This window comes from Pseudomonas mendocina, from assembly GCF_900636545.1.
Lineage (GTDB): Bacteria > Pseudomonadota > Gammaproteobacteria > Pseudomonadales > Pseudomonadaceae > Aquipseudomonas > Aquipseudomonas mendocina.
In genome coordinates this window covers 2,943,528-2,962,589 of sequence record NZ_LR134290.1, presented here as the reverse complement: position 1 = coordinate 2,962,589, position 19,062 = coordinate 2,943,528, and the positions used below count along the sequence as shown (strand labels likewise).

Annotated in this window: 15 protein-coding genes and 1 tRNA gene; 14 read left to right on the top strand and 2 right to left on the bottom strand. The window is 62.4% G+C overall.

Translation table 11 applies throughout. The features are described from left to right. Positions 1–88: 88 nt before the first annotated feature. Positions 89–1,321, bottom strand: a complete 1,233-nt coding sequence (locus tag EL191_RS13675) for an ABC transporter substrate-binding protein (protein ID WP_080764316.1) — start codon at positions 1,319–1,321, stop codon at positions 89–91. A gap of 248 nt (positions 1,322–1,569) precedes the next feature. Between EL191_RS13675 and EL191_RS13670 the strand changes: the two genes are divergently transcribed. From EL191_RS13670 to EL191_RS13615, 12 genes are all read left to right on the top strand, one after another. Then, positions 1,570–3,345 carry a methanol/ethanol family PQQ-dependent dehydrogenase gene (locus EL191_RS13670; RefSeq protein WP_041981012.1) on the top strand — a complete coding sequence of 592 codons (1,776 nt, stop codon included), beginning with the start codon at positions 1,570–1,572 and terminating at the stop codon, positions 3,343–3,345. A gap of 328 nt (positions 3,346–3,673) precedes the next feature. After that, on the top strand, positions 3,674–5,194 hold the full coding sequence (exaC, locus tag EL191_RS13665) for an acetaldehyde dehydrogenase ExaC (RefSeq protein ID WP_013716036.1): 1,521 nt from the start codon (positions 3,674–3,676) through the stop codon (positions 5,192–5,194). Between the two features lie 525 nt (positions 5,195–5,719). Further along, positions 5,720–5,791: a pyrroloquinoline quinone precursor peptide PqqA gene (gene pqqA, locus EL191_RS13660; RefSeq protein WP_003243383.1), complete on the top strand. Its 72-nt coding sequence runs from the start codon at positions 5,720–5,722 to the stop codon at positions 5,789–5,791. Positions 5,792–5,837: 46 nt separating this feature from the next. Further along, positions 5,838–6,752, top strand: coding sequence for a pyrroloquinoline quinone biosynthesis protein PqqB (gene pqqB, locus EL191_RS13655; protein ID WP_041981014.1), 915 nt, complete (start codon positions 5,838–5,840; stop codon positions 6,750–6,752). A gap of 23 nt (positions 6,753–6,775) precedes the next feature. Next, positions 6,776–7,528: a pyrroloquinoline-quinone synthase PqqC gene (gene pqqC, locus EL191_RS13650; protein ID WP_017363274.1), complete on the top strand. Its 753-nt coding sequence runs from the start codon at positions 6,776–6,778 to the stop codon at positions 7,526–7,528. Between the two features lie 85 nt (positions 7,529–7,613). Beyond that, positions 7,614–7,895 (top strand): pyrroloquinoline quinone biosynthesis peptide chaperone PqqD, encoded by a 282-nt coding sequence (pqqD, locus tag EL191_RS13645; RefSeq protein ID WP_013716033.1) that lies wholly within the window; start codon positions 7,614–7,616, stop codon positions 7,893–7,895. Beyond that, the gene (gene pqqE / locus EL191_RS13640; RefSeq protein ID WP_041981015.1) at positions 7,867–9,021 is read left to right on the top strand and encodes a pyrroloquinoline quinone biosynthesis protein PqqE; all 1,155 of its coding nucleotides are present in this window, start codon (positions 7,867–7,869) and stop codon (positions 9,019–9,021) included. Before pqqD ends, pqqE begins: the two co-directional genes overlap by 29 nt. Further along, on the top strand, positions 9,009–10,892 hold the full coding sequence (locus tag EL191_RS13635; RefSeq protein WP_041981016.1) for an alpha/beta hydrolase family protein: 1,884 nt from the start codon (positions 9,009–9,011) through the stop codon (positions 10,890–10,892). The genes pqqE and EL191_RS13635 overlap by 13 nt, the downstream gene beginning before the upstream one ends. Positions 10,893–10,969: 77 nt before the next feature. Further along, positions 10,970–12,133 (top strand): alcohol dehydrogenase-like regulatory protein ErcA, encoded by a 1,164-nt coding sequence (gene ercA, locus EL191_RS13630; protein ID WP_013716030.1) that lies wholly within the window; start codon positions 10,970–10,972, stop codon positions 12,131–12,133. Next, complete coding sequence (locus tag EL191_RS13625) at positions 12,117–13,841, top strand: hybrid sensor histidine kinase/response regulator (RefSeq protein WP_041981017.1); 1,725 nt, start codon at positions 12,117–12,119, stop codon at positions 13,839–13,841. The genes ercA and EL191_RS13625 overlap by 17 nt, the downstream gene beginning before the upstream one ends. 79 nt (positions 13,842–13,920) lie before the next feature. Further along, positions 13,921–14,328, top strand: a complete 408-nt coding sequence (locus tag EL191_RS13620) for a PA2779 family protein (protein WP_013716028.1) — start codon at positions 13,921–13,923, stop codon at positions 14,326–14,328. Between the two features lie 56 nt (positions 14,329–14,384). Continuing rightward, on the top strand, positions 14,385–15,266 hold the full coding sequence (locus tag EL191_RS13615) for a PA2778 family cysteine peptidase (RefSeq protein ID WP_041981018.1): 882 nt from the start codon (positions 14,385–14,387) through the stop codon (positions 15,264–15,266). 46 nt (positions 15,267–15,312) lie between these two features. Here the strand turns inward: EL191_RS13615 and EL191_RS13610 are convergent, their stop codons facing one another. Then, positions 15,313–16,596: an NAD(P)/FAD-dependent oxidoreductase gene (locus tag EL191_RS13610; RefSeq protein WP_041981019.1), complete on the bottom strand. Its 1,284-nt coding sequence runs from the start codon at positions 16,594–16,596 to the stop codon at positions 15,313–15,315. Between the two features lie 184 nt (positions 16,597–16,780). Here EL191_RS13610 and EL191_RS13605 point away from each other — a divergent pair. After that, positions 16,781–16,857, top strand: a tRNA-Val gene (locus EL191_RS13605). A 265-nt stretch (positions 16,858–17,122) separates the two neighbouring features. Continuing rightward, entirely contained in the window at positions 17,123–19,045 is a 1,923-nt protein-coding gene (gene thrS / locus EL191_RS13600; protein ID WP_017363280.1) for a threonine--tRNA ligase, read from the top strand. Positions 19,046–19,062: the final 17 nt, after the last annotated feature.

The window sequence follows — 19,062 nt, the reverse complement described above, 5'->3', positions numbered from 1 at the left end:
GTCAGAATGTGCGGGCGGCCAAGTGTCGGGCAAAGGCGGGGCCGCCGCAATCATCGTGGAGCCTGTAAAGCCTGCTTGGTGACGGAGCTCACTGCAGACTGAGCACTTCGCCGCGCTCCTGGACCCATTCGTCATGGCTGGGCGCGGCCTGTTCGCCGCTCATGCGGTGGATGATCTCGAAGTAATGTTGCTTGAGGGTGTCACGCATGATCTGGTCACGCTTGCGCACGCGCACGGCGTAGATGCTCTGCAGATTCTGATGGTCGAAGTCGCGCCATTGCTGCTCGTCCTTGAGCAACTGGTAGCGGTGGCCTTCGAGTGCGGCGATCAGGGTTTCGGCGTCGGTGCTGGCGCTGCGGCTGACTGCATCGGCCCATTGCTGGACGACGGTGTAGGCAGAGGCCGCGGTTCCGCCCGGATACTCCTGATGCTCGCGCAGATAGCGTTCGACGAAGCGTTGGCCGGCCTCGCTGTTTTCCAGTTTCGGGGTGTCCCAGGTCCAGGTTTCGGTGCCGATCACGTCTTCCATCACCTGCGGGCCAACCTGCTGGACCAGGCTCTTGGTCAGGTTCGGCACGATGATCTGCATGCGCTGCTTCAGGCCCATGTTGTGAGCCATGCGCATGCTGCGTTGCAGGTTGTCGCCGAGTAGTGCCAGTACCAGCACGTCGGCACCGCTCGCCGCAGCCTTGTCCATGGCGGCGCGGTATTGCTCGCGGCGCAACGGGCCGGGGGGCAGGGCGCTGCGGCCATGACGGGCACGGTCAGCGCTGCCGGTGGCCAGGCGCAGGGTCTGCTCGATGCTGCGACCCCAGGCATCGTCGATGACGATGTAGTGATAACGCTGGCGCGGCAGATGCCAGGACAGGTACTCGCCGAGCACCCGCGCACTCATCCAGGCGCTGCCGGATTCGCGAAACAGGTAGCGCTGGCCGGCCTGGCCGGTGACTTCGTTGGCGTAACCGAGGGTGGCGAAATACAGCAGACCCAACTCGCGGGCCCGTTGCCCAGCGGCGATGGCCTCTTCGCTGGTGGCGCCGCCAAAGACCATGCGTGCACCCTGGCTGGCGAAGTGGTCGACGTTGCGTGTGGCCTGGGCCGCATCGGAGTCGGTGTTCTCGCTGAGCAGCTCCAGCGGCTGGCCGAGCAGGCCCCCTTGCCGGTTGATCGCCTCGACGGCGAGCAGGGCGCCGCGGCGCAGTTCCAGGCCTTCATCCTTGTAGTTGCCGGTTCGCGGATAGTTGAGGCCAATCTTCAGGCTTTCGGCCTGCGCCTGGCCAAGCAACGCGGCCAGTAGCAGTGCGAGCAGTACGCGTCCCATGGGCATTCTCCTTATGGTTGGGAGGTGCCTTTCTACGGGCCGCGTCATTCCTGCACCATGGGCTTTTGGTGGCGCCTGGTTGCTACTTGCGGCGATCTGTCCAGGGGCGGGTACGGCAGGTATTGCTACCAAGGAACGAGGAAAATCGGCTGGGGGTGCAATTGTTGGGTGGCCTGTGCGAGCCAAGAATTTGCGGCAGACCGGGAAAATTTCCCGGCAATAACAATGAACCCGCAGAGGTAGCCGCAATGAAACACGCCGGTCTTCGCCAGCCTTTCCTCCTCACCGCACTCTGTGCCGCCATGCTGTTGCCGTCCGCCGCCGCGCTGGCGGTCACCGACGCCGAGATTCTCAAGGACGCCACCACCACCGACCAGATCGTCACCAACGGTCTCGGCCTGCAGGGCCAGCGCTACAGCCCGCTGAGCATACTCAACGAGCAGAACGTCAAGGAACTGCGCCCGGTCTGGACCATGTCCTTCGGTGGCGAGAAGCAGCGTGGTCAGCAGGCGCAGCCGCTGATCAAGGACGGAGTGATGTACGTCACCGCTTCCTACTCGCGGGTGTTCGCCGTCGATGCGCGCACCGGGCGTGAGCTGTGGCAGTACGAAGCGCGCCTGCCGGACGATATCCGTCCCTGCTGCGACGTGATCAACCGGGGCGTCGCCCTGTATGACGACCTGGTAATCTTCGGCACCCTCGACGCCAAGCTGGTGGCGCTGAACAAGGACACCGGCAAGGTGGTATGGCGCAAAAACGTCGCCGATCACAAGGCGGGGTACTCCATCACCGCGGCGCCGCTGGTGGTCAACGGCAAGCTGATCACTGGCGTCTCCGGTGGTGAGTTCGGCGTGGTCGGCAAGATCGAAGCCTACGATCCGAAGAACGGTGAGTTGCTCTGGAGTCGCCCGACCGTCGAAGGTCACATGGGCTACGTCTACAAGGATGGCAAGGCCATCGAGAACGGCATTAGTGGCGGCGAGGCTGGCAAGACCTGGCCGGGCGACCTGTGGAAGACTGGCGGCGCCGCGCCCTGGTTGGGCGGCTATTACGATGCCGACACCAACCTGCTGTTTTTCGGTACCGGCAACCCGGCACCGTGGAACTCGCACCTGCGCCCTGGCGACAACCTCTATTCCTCCTCGCGCCTGGCACTGAATCCGGATGACGGCAGCATCAAGTGGCACTTCCAGACCACGCCGCACGACGGCTGGGACTTCGACGGCGTCAACGAGCTGATCTCCTTCGACTATCAGGAAGGCGGCAAGACCATCAAGGCAGCTGCGACCGCCGACCGTAACGGCTTCTTCTACGTGCTCGACCGCACCAACGGCAAGTTCATCCGTGGCTTCCCCTTCGTCGACAAGATCACCTGGGCCAAGGGCCTGGACAAGAATGGCCGGCCGATCTACGACGACAGCAACCGTCCCGGCTCGCCGAGTGCGAAGGAGAAGGGCACGAGCGTGTTCTCCGCACCGGCCTTCCTCGGCGCCAAGAACTGGATGCCCATGGCCTACAGCCAGGACACCGGCCTGTTCTATGTGCCGTCCAACGAATGGGGCATGGACATCTGGAACGAGGACATCGCCTACAAGAAGGGCGCGGCCTACCTGGGGGCCGGCTTCACCATCAAGCCGCTGAACGAGGACTACATCGGTGTGCTGCGCGCCATCGACCCGAAGACCGGCAAGGAAGTGTGGCGCCACAAGAACTACGCGCCGCTGTGGGGCGGGGTGCTGACCACCAAGGGCAACCTGGTGTTCACCGGCAACCCGGAAGGCTACCTGCAGGCGTTCAATGCCAAGACCGGCGAGAAAGTCTGGGAATTCCAGACCGGCTCGGGCGTGATCGGCTCGCCCGTGACCTGGGAAATGGATGGCGAGCAGTACGTCTCCGTGTTGTCCGGCTGGGGTGGTGCGGTACCTCTGTGGGGCGGCGAAGTTGCCAAGCGTGTCAAGCACCTGAACCAGGGCGGCATGCTGTGGACTTTCAAGCTGCCGAAGGAGCTGGTGGCCAAGCACTGATGGGCTGATGCATCAGACGATGGCCGGACACTGTCCGGCCATCGTCGTTTCCGGGCTCTGTCGGCGCGCTACTGGCTGCTTCTAAATACCACGGGCGAATTTTCGTACCGGGGAACGCAAGACCAGGCGAACGGGTCTAGCCTTTAGCTTTCATGGCCCGTACCTCGCTGCCAAAAGCCCGGCCCAGACCGCTCGCCGCTCTACTACCAAATGACTAGGCGATCTGTGCCATGGGCGCATACCGAGGTTTTCAGAGGCTTCCTAAGATCGAACCATGACTCGCTTCCCCGATTGGCAGCGGGCTCCGACAACAAGAGAGGTCAGCATCATGATTTACGCGAAACCGGGTACCGCAGGCGCCGTCGTCACCCTCAAGCCGCGCTACGGCAACTACATCGGCGGTGAGTTTGTCGCCCCGCTCAGCGGCCAGTACTTCAGCAACACCAGCCCGGTCGATGGCTCGGTGATCGGCGAATTTCCTCGCTCCAACGCCGCTGATGTCGACAAGGCGCTGGATGCCGCACATGCCGCCGCCGATGCTTGGGGCCGCACCAGCGTGCAGGAGCGTTCGCACATCCTGCTGAAGATCGCCGACCGCATCGAAGCCAACCTCGAGCTGCTGGCCGTGGCCGAAACCTGGGACAACGGCAAGGCCGTGCGTGAGACGCTGAATGCCGACGTGCCGCTGGCTGCCGACCACTTCCGCTACTTCGCCGGTTGCATCCGCGCCCAGGAGGGTAGCACTGCGGAGATCAACGACGGCACCGTGGCCTATCACTTCCACGAACCGCTGGGTGTGGTTGGACAGATCATCCCGTGGAACTTCCCGCTGCTGATGGCCGCCTGGAAGCTGGCGCCGGCCCTGGCCGCCGGCAACGCCATCGTGCTCAAGCCGGCCGAGCAGACGCCGTTGTCGATCACCCTGCTGGTGGAAATCATCGGCGACCTGCTGCCGCCAGGCGTACTCAACATCGTCCAGGGTTTCGGTCGCGAGGCAGGTGAAGCGCTAGCCACCAGCAAGCGCATCGCCAAGATCGCCTTTACCGGCTCCACCCCGGTCGGTTCGCACATCATGAAATGCGCGGCCGAGAACATCATCCCGAGCACCGTCGAGCTGGGCGGCAAATCGCCGAACATCTTCTTCGCCGACATCATGAACGCCGAGCCAGCCTTCATCGAGAAGGCTGCCGAAGGCCTGGTACTGGGCTTCTTCAACCAGGGCGAAGTGTGCACCTGCCCGTCGCGTGCGCTGGTGCAGGAGTCGATCTACGACGCCTTCATGGTCGAGGTGATGAAGAAGGTCAAACAGATCAAGCGCGGCAATCCGCTGGACACCGACACCATGGTCGGCGCCCAGGCTTCGCAGCAGCAGTACGACAAGATCCTCAGCTACCTCGAAATCGCTCAGCAGGAAGGCGCTCAGGTGCTCACCGGCGGTGCGGCCGAGCAACTGCAAGGCGATCTTGCCAGTGGTTATTACATCCAGCCGACCCTGCTCAAGGGCACCAACAAGATGCGCGTGTTCCAGGAAGAAATCTTCGGCCCAGTGATCGGTGTGACCACCTTCAAGGACGAAGCCGAAGCCCTGGCCATCGCCAACGATACCGAGTTCGGCCTGGGCGCCGGCGTGTGGAGCCGCGACATGAACGTCGCCTACCGCATGGGCCGCGCGATCAAGGCTGGCCGCGTATGGACCAACTGCTACCACCTGTACCCGGCGCATGCCGCCTTCGGTGGTTACAAGAAGTCCGGTGTCGGCCGTGAAACCCACAAGATGATGCTCGACCACTACCAGCAGACCAAGAACCTGCTGGTGAGCTATGACATCAATCCTCTCGGCTTCTTCTGATCGCCAGCACACGATCTGCTGCGCGTCGGCCCTACTGCGTTAGAAGCAGGCTCGGCAGGCCGCTTGCGGCCAACGCACTTCAGTGCGGCCCCGGAGGGGCGAGCGAAGCGAGTCATGCGGACAAAAGTACAGTCGCCCGCGACTCCGACCGTTCCTCACCTGCTTCTGCCTTGTAGGTCCCTAGCTCGCAAGATCGTGAGCCGGCTATGTACCAAAGGTGGCGTGCTCGCTCCGGCGCGCCGCCTCTTGCCAGGCGAACAACCCTACCCGGGTGGATCTGCAGGCAGCCATGGGCCTGAACGGCAGCAGATCCTTATCGCGACGCGGCTTCGGCCGCGTTTTTTATTGGCGCATGTTTCAGCTCAGGCGATAACCGGAACCTTCCAGGTGCGAGGCATGCCTACTGATAGCGCCACCTACCAATGCCAGTGCCGATTCATCCCAAAGTACCATTTGGCCTCTTGCCTGGCGGGGGCTTAATGGGGTTGCCGGAATGCCCCGGCTTCATAACAAGAGGACCGCACCATGTGGACTAAACCCGCCTACACCGATCTGCGCATTGGCTTCGAAGTGACCATGTATTTCGCCAACCGCTGATCGCTCCTGGCCCCGGCTCGTCCGGGGCATCCCGCTGGTGACTTCCATGCATATCCAGATTCTCGGTTCCGCTGCTGGCGGCGGCTTTCCCCAGTGGAACTGCAACTGCCGCAACTGCCGTGGCGTGCGGGCCGGCACCCTGCGGGCGCAGCCGCGCACGCAATCGTCCATCGCCATCTCCGACGATGGCGAGCAGTGGATTCTGTGCAATGCCTCGCCTGACATCCGTGCGCAGATCGAGGCCTTTCCGGCGCTGCAACCAGCGCGCAAGCTGCGCGACACCGCCATCGCCGGCATCGTCCTGCTCGATAGCCAGATCGACCATTGCACCGGTCTGCTGACCTTGCGCGAAGGCTGCCCGCATGAGGTCTGGTGTACCGAGATGGTGCATCAGGACCTGACCACCGGCTTTCCGCTGTTCAACATGCTCAGCCACTGGAATGGCGGCCTGCAGCACCAGTTGATCGAGCTGGATGCAAAACCCTTCAGCATTCCTGCCTGTCCGGCGCTGGGCATTACCGCCATCGCCCTGCGCAGTAGTGCGCCGCCATATTCGCCGCACCGTGGCAATCCGCATCCGGGTGACAACATCGGCCTGTTCATCGAGGACCGTCGCAGCGGCCGCAGCCTGTTCTACGCGCCAGGCCTGGGCCAGGTGGACGAGCAGTTGCTGAGCTGGATGCGCCGCGCGGACTGCCTGCTGGTCGATGGCACGCTGTGGCGCGACGATGAGATGCGCGTGTGCGAGGTGGGCGACAAGCTCGGCAGCGAGATGGGCCACCTGTGCCAGAGCGGTCCTGGCGGCATGATCGAGGTGCTCGACGGCCTGCCGTCCGCGCGCAAGATCCTGATCCATATCAACAACACCAACCCGATTCTCGACCTGGACTCGCCCGAGCGCACCGAACTGGACGCCCACGGCATCGAGGTCGCGTTCGATGGCATGAGCATCGTTTTGTAGTCTGTGCGCACCGGGGAGTACTGATGAGCCAAGCTGCCATGACACCTGCCGAATTCGAGCAGGCGCTGCGCGCCAAGGGCGCGCTGTATCACATCCATCACCCGTTCCACCGCGCCATGTACGAAGGGCGCGCCACTCGCGAGCAGATCCAGGGCTGGGTGGCCAATCGTTTCTACTACCAGGTCAACATTCCACTGAAAGATGCGGCGATCCTCGCCAATTGCCCGGATCGCGAAACCCGCCGCGAGTGGATTCAGCGCATTCTCGACCACGATGGCGCACCTGGCGAGGAGGGCGGTATCGAGGCCTGGTTGCGTCTGGCCGAGTCGGTCGGCCTCGACCGCCAGCAGGTGCTGTCGCAGGAACTGGTGCTGCCCGGCGTGCGCTTTGCTGTTGATGCTTACGTCAACTTTGCTCGCCGTGCGAGCTGGCAGGAAGCGGCCAGCAGTTCGCTGACCGAGCTGTTCGCCCCGCAGATCCACCAGTCGCGCCTGGATGCCTGGCCGCAGCATTACCCCTGGATCGATGCCACTGGCTACGACTACTTCCGCAAGCGTCTGAAAGAAGCGCGCCGCGATGTCGAACACGGCCTGCGCATCACCCTCGAACACTACCGCACGCGCGAAGCGCAGGAACGCATGCTGCAGATCCTGCAGTTCAAGCTGGACATCCTGTGGAGCATGCTCGATGCCATGAGCATGGCCTACGAGCTGCAACGCCCGCCCTATCACACCGTGACCAATGAGCGCGTTTGGCATCGGGGTATAGCCTTATGAGTATCGAGCGAGCGGTGCGCACGGCTCACCCTACGGCCGAGTTCTTTATAGGGTGCGCCGCACGCACCAGTCAGGAGCCCGAACAATGACTGCTGTCATCCTCCCGCCCAGCGTACCCGCCATCCGCCGCGGCTTTCGTCTGCAGTTCGAACCGGCACAAGGCTGCCATGTGCTGCTCTATCCGGAAGGCATGATCAAGCTCAACGACAGTGCGGGCGAGATTCTCCAGCAGGTCGATGGCAAGCGTTCGGTGGCCGAGATCATCGACAATCTGCACCAGCGCTTCCCCGATGTGCCCGGTATCGACGAAGACATCCTCGCCTTCATGGAGGTGGCCCATGCTCAGTTCTGGATCGAGCTTCGCTAAGCCGGGTGTACAGGTTGGTCCACCCCTTTGGTTGTTGGCCGAGCTGACCTACCGCTGCCCGCTGCAGTGTCCGTACTGCTCCAACCCGCTGGATTTCGCCCAGCAGGGCGCTGAGCTGTCGACCGCCGAATGGATCGAGGTATTCCGTCAGGCGCGTGAGCTGGGCGCGGCGCAGCTGGGCTTTTCCGGCGGCGAGCCGCTGGTGCGTCAGGATCTGGCCGAGCTGATCGCGGCTGCGCGCGGCCTGGGTTACTACACCAACCTGATCACTTCCGGCATTGGCTTGACCGAAGCGCGTATCGCCGAGTTCGACGAGGCTGGGCTCGATCATATCCAGATCAGCTTCCAAGCCGCCGACGAGGAGGTGAACAACCTGCTGGCCGGCTCGAAGAAGGCCTTCGCGCAGAAGCTGGCCATGGCCCGCGCGGTCAAGGCCCACGGCTACCCGATGGTGCTCAACTTCGTCACCCACCGGCACAACATCGACAACATCGAGCGCATCATCGAACTGTGCCTGGAGCTGGAGGCGGACTTCGTCGAGCTCGCCACCTGCCAGTTCTACGGCTGGGCCGAGCTCAACCGCGCTGGATTGCTGCCAACCCGTTCACAGCTGGAGCGCGCCGAGCGCATCACCAATCAGTGGCGCGACAAACTGGCGGCTGAGAACCACCCGTGCAAGCTGATCTTCGTCACCCCGGATTACTATGAGGAGCGCCCCAAGGCCTGCATGAACGGCTGGGGCAACCTGTTCCTCGATATCACCCCGGACGGCACGGCGTTGCCTTGCCACAGTGCGCGGCAATTGCCGGTGCAGTTCCCCAATGTGCGCGAGCACAGCCTGGAGCACATCTGGCGCCACTCCTTCGGCTTCAACCGCTTCCGCGGCGACGACTGGATGCCCGAGCCCTGTCGTTCATGCGACGAGAAGCACAAGGATTTCGGCGGCTGTCGCTGCCAGGCTTTCATGCTCACTGGAGATGCCAGCAACGCCGACCCGGTGTGCGGCAAGTCGGCGCACCATGGCGTGATTCTCGCGGCACGCCAGCAGGCTGACGACGCTCCGCTGGGCATGGACGCACTGCAATACCGCAACGAGAAGGCCTCACGAATCATATGCAAGGCCTGACCGATCCCGACGCGATCTGGAGTGCCGAGCAGGCTGCCGTGGCCAGCGCCGACTTCGCCGAGCTGCACGCTGCCCACGGCGGCGTGCTATGGGTGGCGTTCGACCCTGCTCTGGCGCGTTGTGGGCTGTTCTTCTGTCGTGACGGTGTCGTCAGTGAACTGACGCCGCCAGGCTTCTCCGTGCGTAGCCGTGTCTATGAGTACGGTGGCGGCGCCTGCTGCGCCACGGAGCAGGGCGTGGCGTTCGTCAATGAGCGTGATCAGCAGGTCTATTGCATCGATATCGGCTTGGACGGCGGTGCGCACGGCGCACCCTACCTGCTCACCAGTCAGTCCCACTGCCGCTATGGCGACCTGGCATTCGTACCCGCCTGGCAGGCATTGCTGGCGGTGGAGGAAAGCCATGAGGGCGGCGCGGTGGTGCATCGTCTGGTGCGCATCGGCCTTACCGGTAAGCGCGATGTTCTGGTGGAGGGTGCCGATTTCTATGCGGCGCCGGTAGCCGACCCCAGCGGCCAGCGTCTGGCTTGGATCGAGTGGGATCGTCCGCATCAACCCTGGGTCGCCACGCGTCTGTGTCAGCGCGAGTCCGGCGAGCGTAGCCGGGTGTTGTCGGGTGAGGCGGGAGATCGATCCCTGCAGCAGCCGCGCTTCGATGCCCAAGGCCGGTTGTGGGTGTTGAGCGACAAGGCTGGTTGGTGGCAACCCGAGTGCGTCGATGGCGACACAACGCTGCACGCCGCGCCCTATGATCACGCGCCGGCGCCCTGGCAACTGGGCAGTCGAACCTTTCTGCCGCTGGAAAACGGTGAACTGTTGCTGACCCGTTTCGAGGAGGGAATAGCCCGCCTCGTAGGGTGCGCCGTGCGCACCGATGCCGCTGTCGGAATCAGCGGTGCGCATAGCCTGTGCGGCCTCGCGACACCCTACGTAGAGAGACAGTTGGCCGAAGGGTTTACGCGTTTCCGTAGTCTGGCTGCCGACAACGAGCATTTCTGCTGCATCGCTGCCGCTCCTGATCGTCTGCCGGCGGTGCTCTCCATTCGCCGCAGCGATGGCGCATTGCAGGTGCTGGCAGGCGGTGAGCAGCCGCTGGCTGAAGCACAGCTATCACTGCCTCAGCCATTCAGCTGCACGGTGGGTGAGGGCGAACATTGTCACGGCTTTTTCTACGCCCCCGTGTCGTCCGCAGAGCGCCCACCGCTGGTGATCTTCCTGCACGGCGGCCCGACCTCGGCCTGCTACCCGGTGTTCGATCCGCGTATCGCTTTCTGGACGCTACGTGGCTACGCCGTGCTCGATCTCAACTATCGCGGCAGCAGTGGTTATGGGCGTGCCTATCGTCTGCGTCTGGCACGGCAGTGGGGCGAGCTGGAAGTGGAAGATATTCGCGCTGCCATCGACTCGCTCGCCAGTAATGGCCGTATCGATCCGCAGCGCGTATTCGTACGCGGTGGCAGCGCGGGCGGCTTCAGCGCGCTACGTGCACTGGTCGAGTTGCCGCAACTGCGTGGCGGCGCCAGTCTCTATGGCGTCAGCGACCCGTTGGCGCTACGTCGGCTGACCCACAAGTTCGAGGCGGATTATCTCGACTGGCTGATCGGCGACCCCGAGCAAGATGCCGAGCGCTACCGAGAGCGCACGCCCTTGTTGCAGGCCGAGCGGATCAAGGTACCGGTGATTTTTTTCCAGGGCGCGCTGGATTCCGTGGTGGTGCCGAGCCAGACCGAAAGCATGGTCGAGGCGCTGCGTAAGCGCGGTTTGCCGGTTGAATATTACCTGTTCGCAGAAGAACGCCACGGTTTCCGTCAGGCCGCGAACCTGGCCGAGGCTCTGCGCGCCGAGCATGCCTTCTATCTACGTCTGGGCTAAGCGCAGGTCGCATTGCATAAACCGGGCAATGCAGTAGGCTGATCGCCATTCCATAACAAGAAATTTCAGGCCGTTGTATGAGCCACGAATTGAATCAGCTGCGAAAGTTCGTTTCCCCCGAGATCATCTTTGGCGCCGGCTCCCGGCATAACGTCGGCAACTACGCCAAGACCTTCGGTGCGCGCAAGGTATTGATCGTCTCCGATCCCGGTGTGGTTGCCGCTGGCTGGGCTGGCGATGTCGAGGCCAGCCTGCAGGCCCAGGGCATCGCCTACTGCCTGTACACCAAGGTATCGCCCAACCCACGCGTGGAAGAGGTGATGGAGGGCGCCGAGCTGTATCGCAGCGAGGGTTGCAACGTCATCGTCGCGGTCGGTGGCGGCAGTCCGATGGACTGCGCCAAGGGCATCGGTATCGTCGTCGCCCACGGTCGCAGCATTCTCGAATTCGAAGGCGTGGACACCATTCGCGTACCCAGCCCGCCGCTGATCCTGATCCCGACCACCGCCGGCACCTCGGCCGACGTGTCGCAGTTCGTAATCATCTCCAACCAGCAGGAGCGGATGAAGTTCTCCATCGTCAGCAAGGCTGTGGTGCCGGACGTGTCGCTGATCGATCCGGAAACCACCCTGAGCATGGACCCGTTCCTCAGCGCCTGTACCGGCATCGACGCCATGGTGCACGCCATCGAGGCGTTCGTTTCCACTGGTCACGGCCCGCTGACCGACCCGCACGCGCTGGAAGCCATGCGCCTGATCAACGGTAACCTGGTGCAGATGATCGCCAACCCGGGCGATATCGCCCTGCGCGAGAAAATCATGCTCGGCAGCATGCAGGCCGGGCTGGCGTTCTCCAACGCGATTCTCGGCGCAGTGCATGCCATGAGCCACAGCCTCGGTGGTTTCCTCGACCTGCCACACGGCCTGTGCAATGCCGTGCTGGTCGAGCATGTGGTGGCGTTCAACTACAGCGCAGCGCCGGAGCGTTTCAAGGTCATCGCCGAAACCCTTGGCATCGACTGCCGTGGGCTCAACCACGCGCAGATTCGCCAGCGTCTGGTCGAGCACCTGATCGCCTTCAAGCACGCCATGGGCTTCCGCGAGACGCTTGGCCTGCACGGCGTCAGCACCTCGGACATTCCGTTCCTGTCCAGCCATGCAATGGACGACCCGTGCATTCTCACCAATCCGCGTGAATCGACTCAGCGTGACGTCGAGGTGGTGTATGGCGAGGCGCTCTGACGAAGCGCTGGCCGGGCTGCTCGGCCTCGGCAGCCAGTCCGCGCGCAAGAGCCACTATCCCGAGCTGCTGGCGCGTTTGGAAGAGTTGGAAATCGAGCGCAACCGCTACAAGTGGCTGTTCGAGCACGCGGTGCACGGCATCATCCAGGCCAGCCTGCAGGACGGCGTACTGGCGGCCAATCCGGCGATGGCGCGCATGCTCGGTTATGACGACCCGCAGCAGGTGCTGTGGTCGCCGAGCGATCTGGCCCGGCACCTGTTCGTGGGCGGCTTCGACGAGCTGGAAGTGATTCGCGAGGGGCTGAGCCAGGGCCAGGCTCTGCTCGGCTACGAGACGCGCCTGCGCAGGCGCGATGGCAGCACCATCGACGTGCTGATGAACCTGCTGCTCAAACCCGAAGGCGAGGGCGTCTTCGAAGGCTTCGTCGCCGACATTACCGAGCGCAAGCAGGCGCAGCAGCGCCTGCAACAACTCAATGACGAGCTGGAGCGCCGCGTCGCTGCGCGTACCTTCGAGCTGCTCGAATCCAACCGCAACCTGCAGCGGCAGATCGAGGAGCGCGAGCGTATCGAGCTGGCCCTGCGCGAGGCGCGCGACGCAGCCGAGGCGGCCAACCGCAGCAAGGACAAGTATCTGGCCGCGGCCAGCCATGATCTGCTGCAGCCGCTCAATGCGGCGCGCCTTTTGATTTCCACACTACGCGAGCGTGAGCTGCCACCTGCCGAACAGAACCTGGTGGAGCGCAGCCACCTGGCCCTGGAAGGCGCCGAGGATCTGCTGGCGGATCTGCTGGATATTTCCAAGCTGGATCAGGCGGCGATCAAGCCGGATCTCGATGTCTATCGCCTAGAAGAGTTGCTCGCTCCGCTGGCATCCGAGTTCGAAAGCGTGGCCTCGGCTAGCGGTTTGCGTCTGCGCGCGCGAATCGCCAGTTATGCGGTGCACACCGATTTCCGCTTGCTGACGCGCATTTTGCGCAACTTCCTCAGCAATGCCTGCCGTTATACCGAACGCGGCGGTGTGCTGCTTGGCGCACGTCGGCGTGGCGCTTTCGTCGAGTTGCAGGTGTGGGATAGCGGGCGCGGCATCGCGTCCGATCAGCTGGACAAGATCTTTCTCGAGTTCAGCCAGCTCGAGGTCGGGCGTGCGGCCGAGCGCAAGGGCGTCGGTCTGGGTCTGGCCATCGTCGAGCGCATCGCGCGCATGCTGGGCTACCCGGTGCAGGTGCGCTCGCAACCGGGGCGTGGTTCGGTCTTCAGCATCCGCGTGCCGCTGGCGCAGGAGACTCCGCGGCGCCAGGTGCAATCCGTGGCGCTGCCGCTGCTGGGTAATCCCTTGCCGGGCCGACGCCTGCTGGTGATCGATAACGAAGTCGACATCCTGCACAGCATGCAGGCGCTGCTCGGGCAGTGGGGGTGCGAGGTGGTCACAGCGGTCAATCTGAGCGAGGCCCTGGAGCGTCTGCAGGGCAGGGCGCCAGAAGTGATCCTGGCGGATTATCACCTCGATCACGGTGTGCTCGGTTGCCAGGTGATTCAGCAGCTACGTGATGAGTTTTCCAGGTCGATTCCCGCGCTGATCATCAGCGCTGATCGCAGTGATGACTGTCGGCGCGAATTGCAGGCGCTGGGTGCGCCTATGCTGAACAAACCGGTCAAGCCGGGCAAGTTGCGTGCGGTGCTCAGCCAACTGCTGACTGAAAACTGAACGAGTGCATCGAGCCAAGTGAACCTGAGTGATTTCGATGGTGTCTATTGGCTACCTCGTCCCTCAGGAGATAACCACAATGACAATTTCCATGAACCCCGTTATGCGCCGTCTGGCAGCTATTACCGCGCTGTTTCACCTATTGCTGGTGGTGCAGATTCCCGCTGCCAACGCCGCGATGATCGGCACCCATGAGGTGATCGCCGAGCAGCAGCACAAGGTCGATCAGGAACAGTTGATGGCCATGCTCGATGACGAGCAGGTGAAGGAGAAACTGGTGTCGATGGGCGTCGACCGTGATCAGGTCGAGTCGCGTATCGCCAGCCTGACCCCGGCCGAACTGGCGCAGTTCAACCAGCAGTTGGATCAGGCACCTGCCGGTGCGGGTGTGGTCGGCATCATCGTGTTGTTTCTGGTGATCTTCATCATCACTGATATGCTGTGCGCCACCAACATCTTCAGTTTCGTCAAATGCATCAATCGCTGATTCGCCTCTGCTGTATCGCTTCGATCGTTCTACTCACAGCCTGCGCTCGGTCTCCGGTGTTATCACCGGAGGCCGAACGCCTGCCTGAGCGTGTAGAGCTCACCGACGTTCCGTTCTTTCCCCAGGACGCTTACCAGTGTGGGCCGGCTGCCCTGGCCACCATGCTCAATCAGCGTGGCGTGCTGACCACGCCCGGTGCGCTCAAGGACAAGGTCTTCATCCCCAGCCGCGAAGGCAGCCTGCAGGTCGAGATGGTCGCTGCGGCTCGCAATCACGAAATGCTGGTGTACCCGTTGCAGCCCCGTCTGGAGGCGGTGCTCGCCGAGGTGGCCGCCGGCAACCCGGTGCTGGTGCTGCAGAACCTGGCGTTCGACTTTTATCCGCAGTGGCATTTCGCGGTGGTTGTGGGTTATGACCGTCGCGAGCGCACGCTGATCCTGCGTTCGGCGACCAAGCGCCGGCTGGAAGACAGCTTCGCCAGTTTCGACAGAACCTGGGCGCGGGGCGGTCGTTGGGCGGTGTTGACCCTGCCGCCGGAGCGTCTGCCGGCGCAGGCGGACATGCATGTCTGGATGAAGGCTGCCAACGATCTGGAGCAAACCGGCAATGCTCAGCCGGCTCGGCGTGCCTATCGCCGCGCTACCGAGGCCTGGCCGGAACAGGCGTTGCCCTGGTTCGCCCTGAGCAATAGCCGTTATGCCGATGATGACCGCAAAGGCGCCGAGCAGGCCCTGCGTGAAAGCCTGAAGCGTGAGCCAGGTTTCGCCGCGGGCTGGTTCAACCTGTCTCAGCTAATGGGCGAGCAGGGCTGTGCACGTGAGGCGCAGCAGGCTCAGGCCTGTGCCAAGCGCCTGGCGCCGGAGGATGCACGCTTCGCTACACCGCCGAAAGCCCGTGGTTCAGGTGGGCAGTGTCAGGCCTTGCCGGTCTGTCCATGAAGCAAATGAAAACGGCGCCCCAGGGCGCCGTTTTTTCGAGCGTCGCTTAGACACCCAGCCTGTCACGCAGCGTGTAGTACCAGGCGCCGATGGCGCTGAACGGCACCTGGAACAGGCGACCGCCCGGGAAGGGGTAGTGCGGCAGATCGGCGAAGGCATCGAAGCGTTCGGCCTGACCACGCAGCGCTTCGGCCAGTACCTTGCCGGCCAGATGGGTGTAGGTCACGCCGTGACCGCTGCAACCCTGGGAGTAGTAGATGTTGTCGCCGATACGGCCGACCTGCGGTAGGCGCGACAGGGTCAGCAGGAAGTTGCCTGTCCAGGCGAAATCGATCTTCACGTTCTTCAGTTGGGGGAAGGTCTTGAGCATTTTCGGCCGGATGATCGCTTCGATATTGGCCGGGTCGCGCGCGCCGTAGACCACGCCGCCGCCGTAGATCAGGCGCTTGTCGCCAGTGAGGCGGTAGTAGTCGAGCAGGTAGTTGCAGTCCTCGACGCAGTAGTCCTGCGGCAACAGGCTGGCAGCGACTTCGTCGGACAGCGGCTCGGTGGTGATCACCTGGGTGCCGCAAGGCATCGACTTGGATGCAAGCTCCGGTACCAGGTTGCCCAGGTAAGCGTTACCCGCGACGACCACGAACTTGGCTTTGATATGACCTTGCGGGGTGTGCACCACCGGGTTGGCGCCGCGCTCGATGCGCGTGGCCGGGGACTGTTCATAGATCACCCCGCCCAGCGATTCCACTGCAGCAGCTTCACCCAGAGCCAGGTTCAGCGGATGGATATGGCCGCCGCTCATGTCCAGCATGCCGCCGACGTAGTTCTCTGTGGCCACCACCTCACGGATCCGTTTGGCGTCCATCAGTTCCAACTGGGTGTGGCCGTAGCGCTCCCACAGCTTCTTCTGCGATTCCAGGTGGCCCATCTGCTTGCTGGTCAGCGCGGCGAACACGCCGCCGTCCTTCAGGTCGCACTGGATGTCGTACTTGGCGATGCGTTCACGGATGATGCGGCCTCCCTCGAACGCCATCTGCCCGAGCAGTTGCGCCTGCTTGGGGCCGACGCTGCGCTCGATCACGTCGATGTCGCGGCTGTAGCTGTTGACGATCTGCCCACCGTTGCGACCCGAGGCGCCGAAGCCGACCTTGGCGGCCTCGACGATGCTGACCTTGAAGCCGTTCTCCAGCAGGAACAGTGCAGTGGACAGGCCGGTGTAGCCCGCACCGATGATGCACACATCGGTTTCCACCTCGCCTTGCAGGGCAGGGCGTTGCGGGACGGGGTTGGCTGAGGCGGCGTAATAGGATTGTGGATAGGCCGTGTGCGCCATCTTGAACCTCTGTTCTTTATTTTTTACGAATGAATCGATGCTACCTGAGTTGAAAATGCCCGGCTAGTGTCCGTGCAAAATATTCAACGTTCCTGCTTCGAATAAAAAATTGGCCTATTTCAGTGAGTTAGCGAAAAAACCTGTTGACGGCCAAAAAGATCTGCGTAGAATGCGCACCCATCGAAGGCACATAGCTCAGTTGGTTAGAGCACCACCTTGACATGGTGGGGGTCGTTGGTTCGAGTCCAATTGTGCCTACCAAATCGATAAAAAGGGGTCGCTAAGCGACCCCTTTTTTATTGCTCGAATTCTTCGGGCAGGCTTTTACGAGTTTGTTTCAAGCGGCAGCTTGTCAGAGCCCAGGCTTTCTGAAAGCATCCGCACTCTTTACTTCCAGTGACTTGGTTCGGTCTGGTTGGCCTTTGGGCTCCTGCCATCGTTAGGTGGGTACACCGCCGAATCGCTTCCTGGCTCATCCCAACCCACGTGACCTTTGGTAGGGGTCACCACTAGGAGAGGAGGCGCCATGCCCATCATTACTCTTCCCGACGGCAGTCAGCGTTCGTTCGATCATCCGGTATCCGTGCTGGAGGTCGCTCAATCCATTGGTGCAGGTCTGGCCAAGGCCACCCTGGCTGGCAAGGTAAACGGCAAGCAGGTCGATGCCTGCGACGTGATCGATACCGACGCCACCCTGCAGATCATCACGCCGAAAGACGAAGAGGGGCTGGAAATCATCCGCCACTCCTGTGCTCACCTTGTTGGGCATGCAGTCAAGCAGCTGTACCCGAATGCCAAGATGGTGATCGGTCCGGTCATCGATGAAGGTTTCTATTACGATATCGCCATTGATCGTCCCTTTACCCCGGAAGACATGGCGGCCATCGAAAAGCGTATGGCCGAGTTGATCGACAAGGACTACGACGTCATCAAGAGGATGACGCCGCGCGCCGAGGTCATCGAGCTGTTCAAGTCGCGTGGCGAGGAATACAAACTGCGCCTGATCGACGACATGCCGGATGAGCAGGCCATGGGCCTTTACTTCCATGAGGAATACGTCGACATGTGCCGTGGCCCGCACGTGCCGAATACCCGCTTCCTCAAGGCCTTCAAGCTCACCCGTATTTCCGGTGCCTACTGGCGCGGCGACTCGAAGAACGAGCAATTGCAGCGCGTTTATGGCACTGCCTGGGCTGACAAGAAGCAGCTGGCTGCCTATATCCAGCGCATCGAAGAGGCCGAGAAACGCGATCACCGTCGCATCGGCAAGCAGCTCGACCTGTTCCATCTGCAGGAAGAAGCGCCGGGCATGGTGTTCTGGCATCCCAATGGCTGGACTGTCTACCAGGTGCTGGAGCAGTACATGCGCCAGGTGCAGCGTGAGCACGGCTATGTGGAGGTGCGTACGCCTCAGGTGGTCGATCGCATCCTGTGGGAGCGTTCCGGCCACTGGTCCAACTACGCCGAAAATATGTTCACCACGGCTTCGGAAAACCGCGACTACGCGGTTAAGCCGATGAACTGCCCGTGCCACGTACAGATCTTCAATCAGGGCCTGAAGTCCTACCGCGACCTGCCGCTGCGCCTCGCCGAGTTTGGTGCTTGCCACCGTAACGAGCCGTCCGGTGCGCTGCACGGCATCATGCGCGTGCGCGGCTTCGTCCAGGATGATGCGCACATCTTCTGCACCGAAGATCAGGTGAAGAAGGAAGCAGCCGATTTCATCAAGCTGACCCTGCAGGTCTACTCGGACTTCGGCTTCACCGATATCGCCATGAAGCTCTCGACTCGTCCTGCCAAGCGTGTGGGTTCCGATGAGTTGTGGGATCGCGCCGAGGGTGCGCTGGCCGAGGCGCTGAACGAATCCGGTCTGGCCTGGGAATATCAGCCGGGCGAGGGCGCCTTCTACGGGCCGAAGATCGAGTTCACCCTGCGTGACTGCCTGGGTCGTAACTGGCAGTGCGGCACGCTGCAGTACGATCCGAACCTGCCGGAGCGTCTGGACGCCAGCTACATCGCCGAAGATAACAACCGCAAGCGCCCGGTCATGCTGCATCGTGCGATCCTTGGTTCGTTCGAGCGCTTCATTGGTATGCTGATCGAGCACTATGCCGGTTCCTTCCCGGCTTGGCTCGCGCCGACCCAGGCAGTGATCATGAATATCACTGATAAACAGGCCGATTTTGCCCGTGAAGCGGAGAAAACTCTCAATCAAAGCGGTTTTCGTGCCAAGGTTGACTTGAGAAACGAAAAGATCGGCTTTAAAATCCGCGAGCATACCTTGCTCAAGGTTCCCTATCTCTTGGTTATTGGAGATCGGGAAGTCGAGACACGATCCGTTGCTGTGCGCACCCGCGAAGGCGTCGACCTGGGGTCAATGCCTATCGAGCAGTTCGCCGCGCAGTTGCAGCAAGCGGTTTCCCGGCGTGGTCGCCAAGATTTGGAGTAAGAACTATTAAGCGTGAA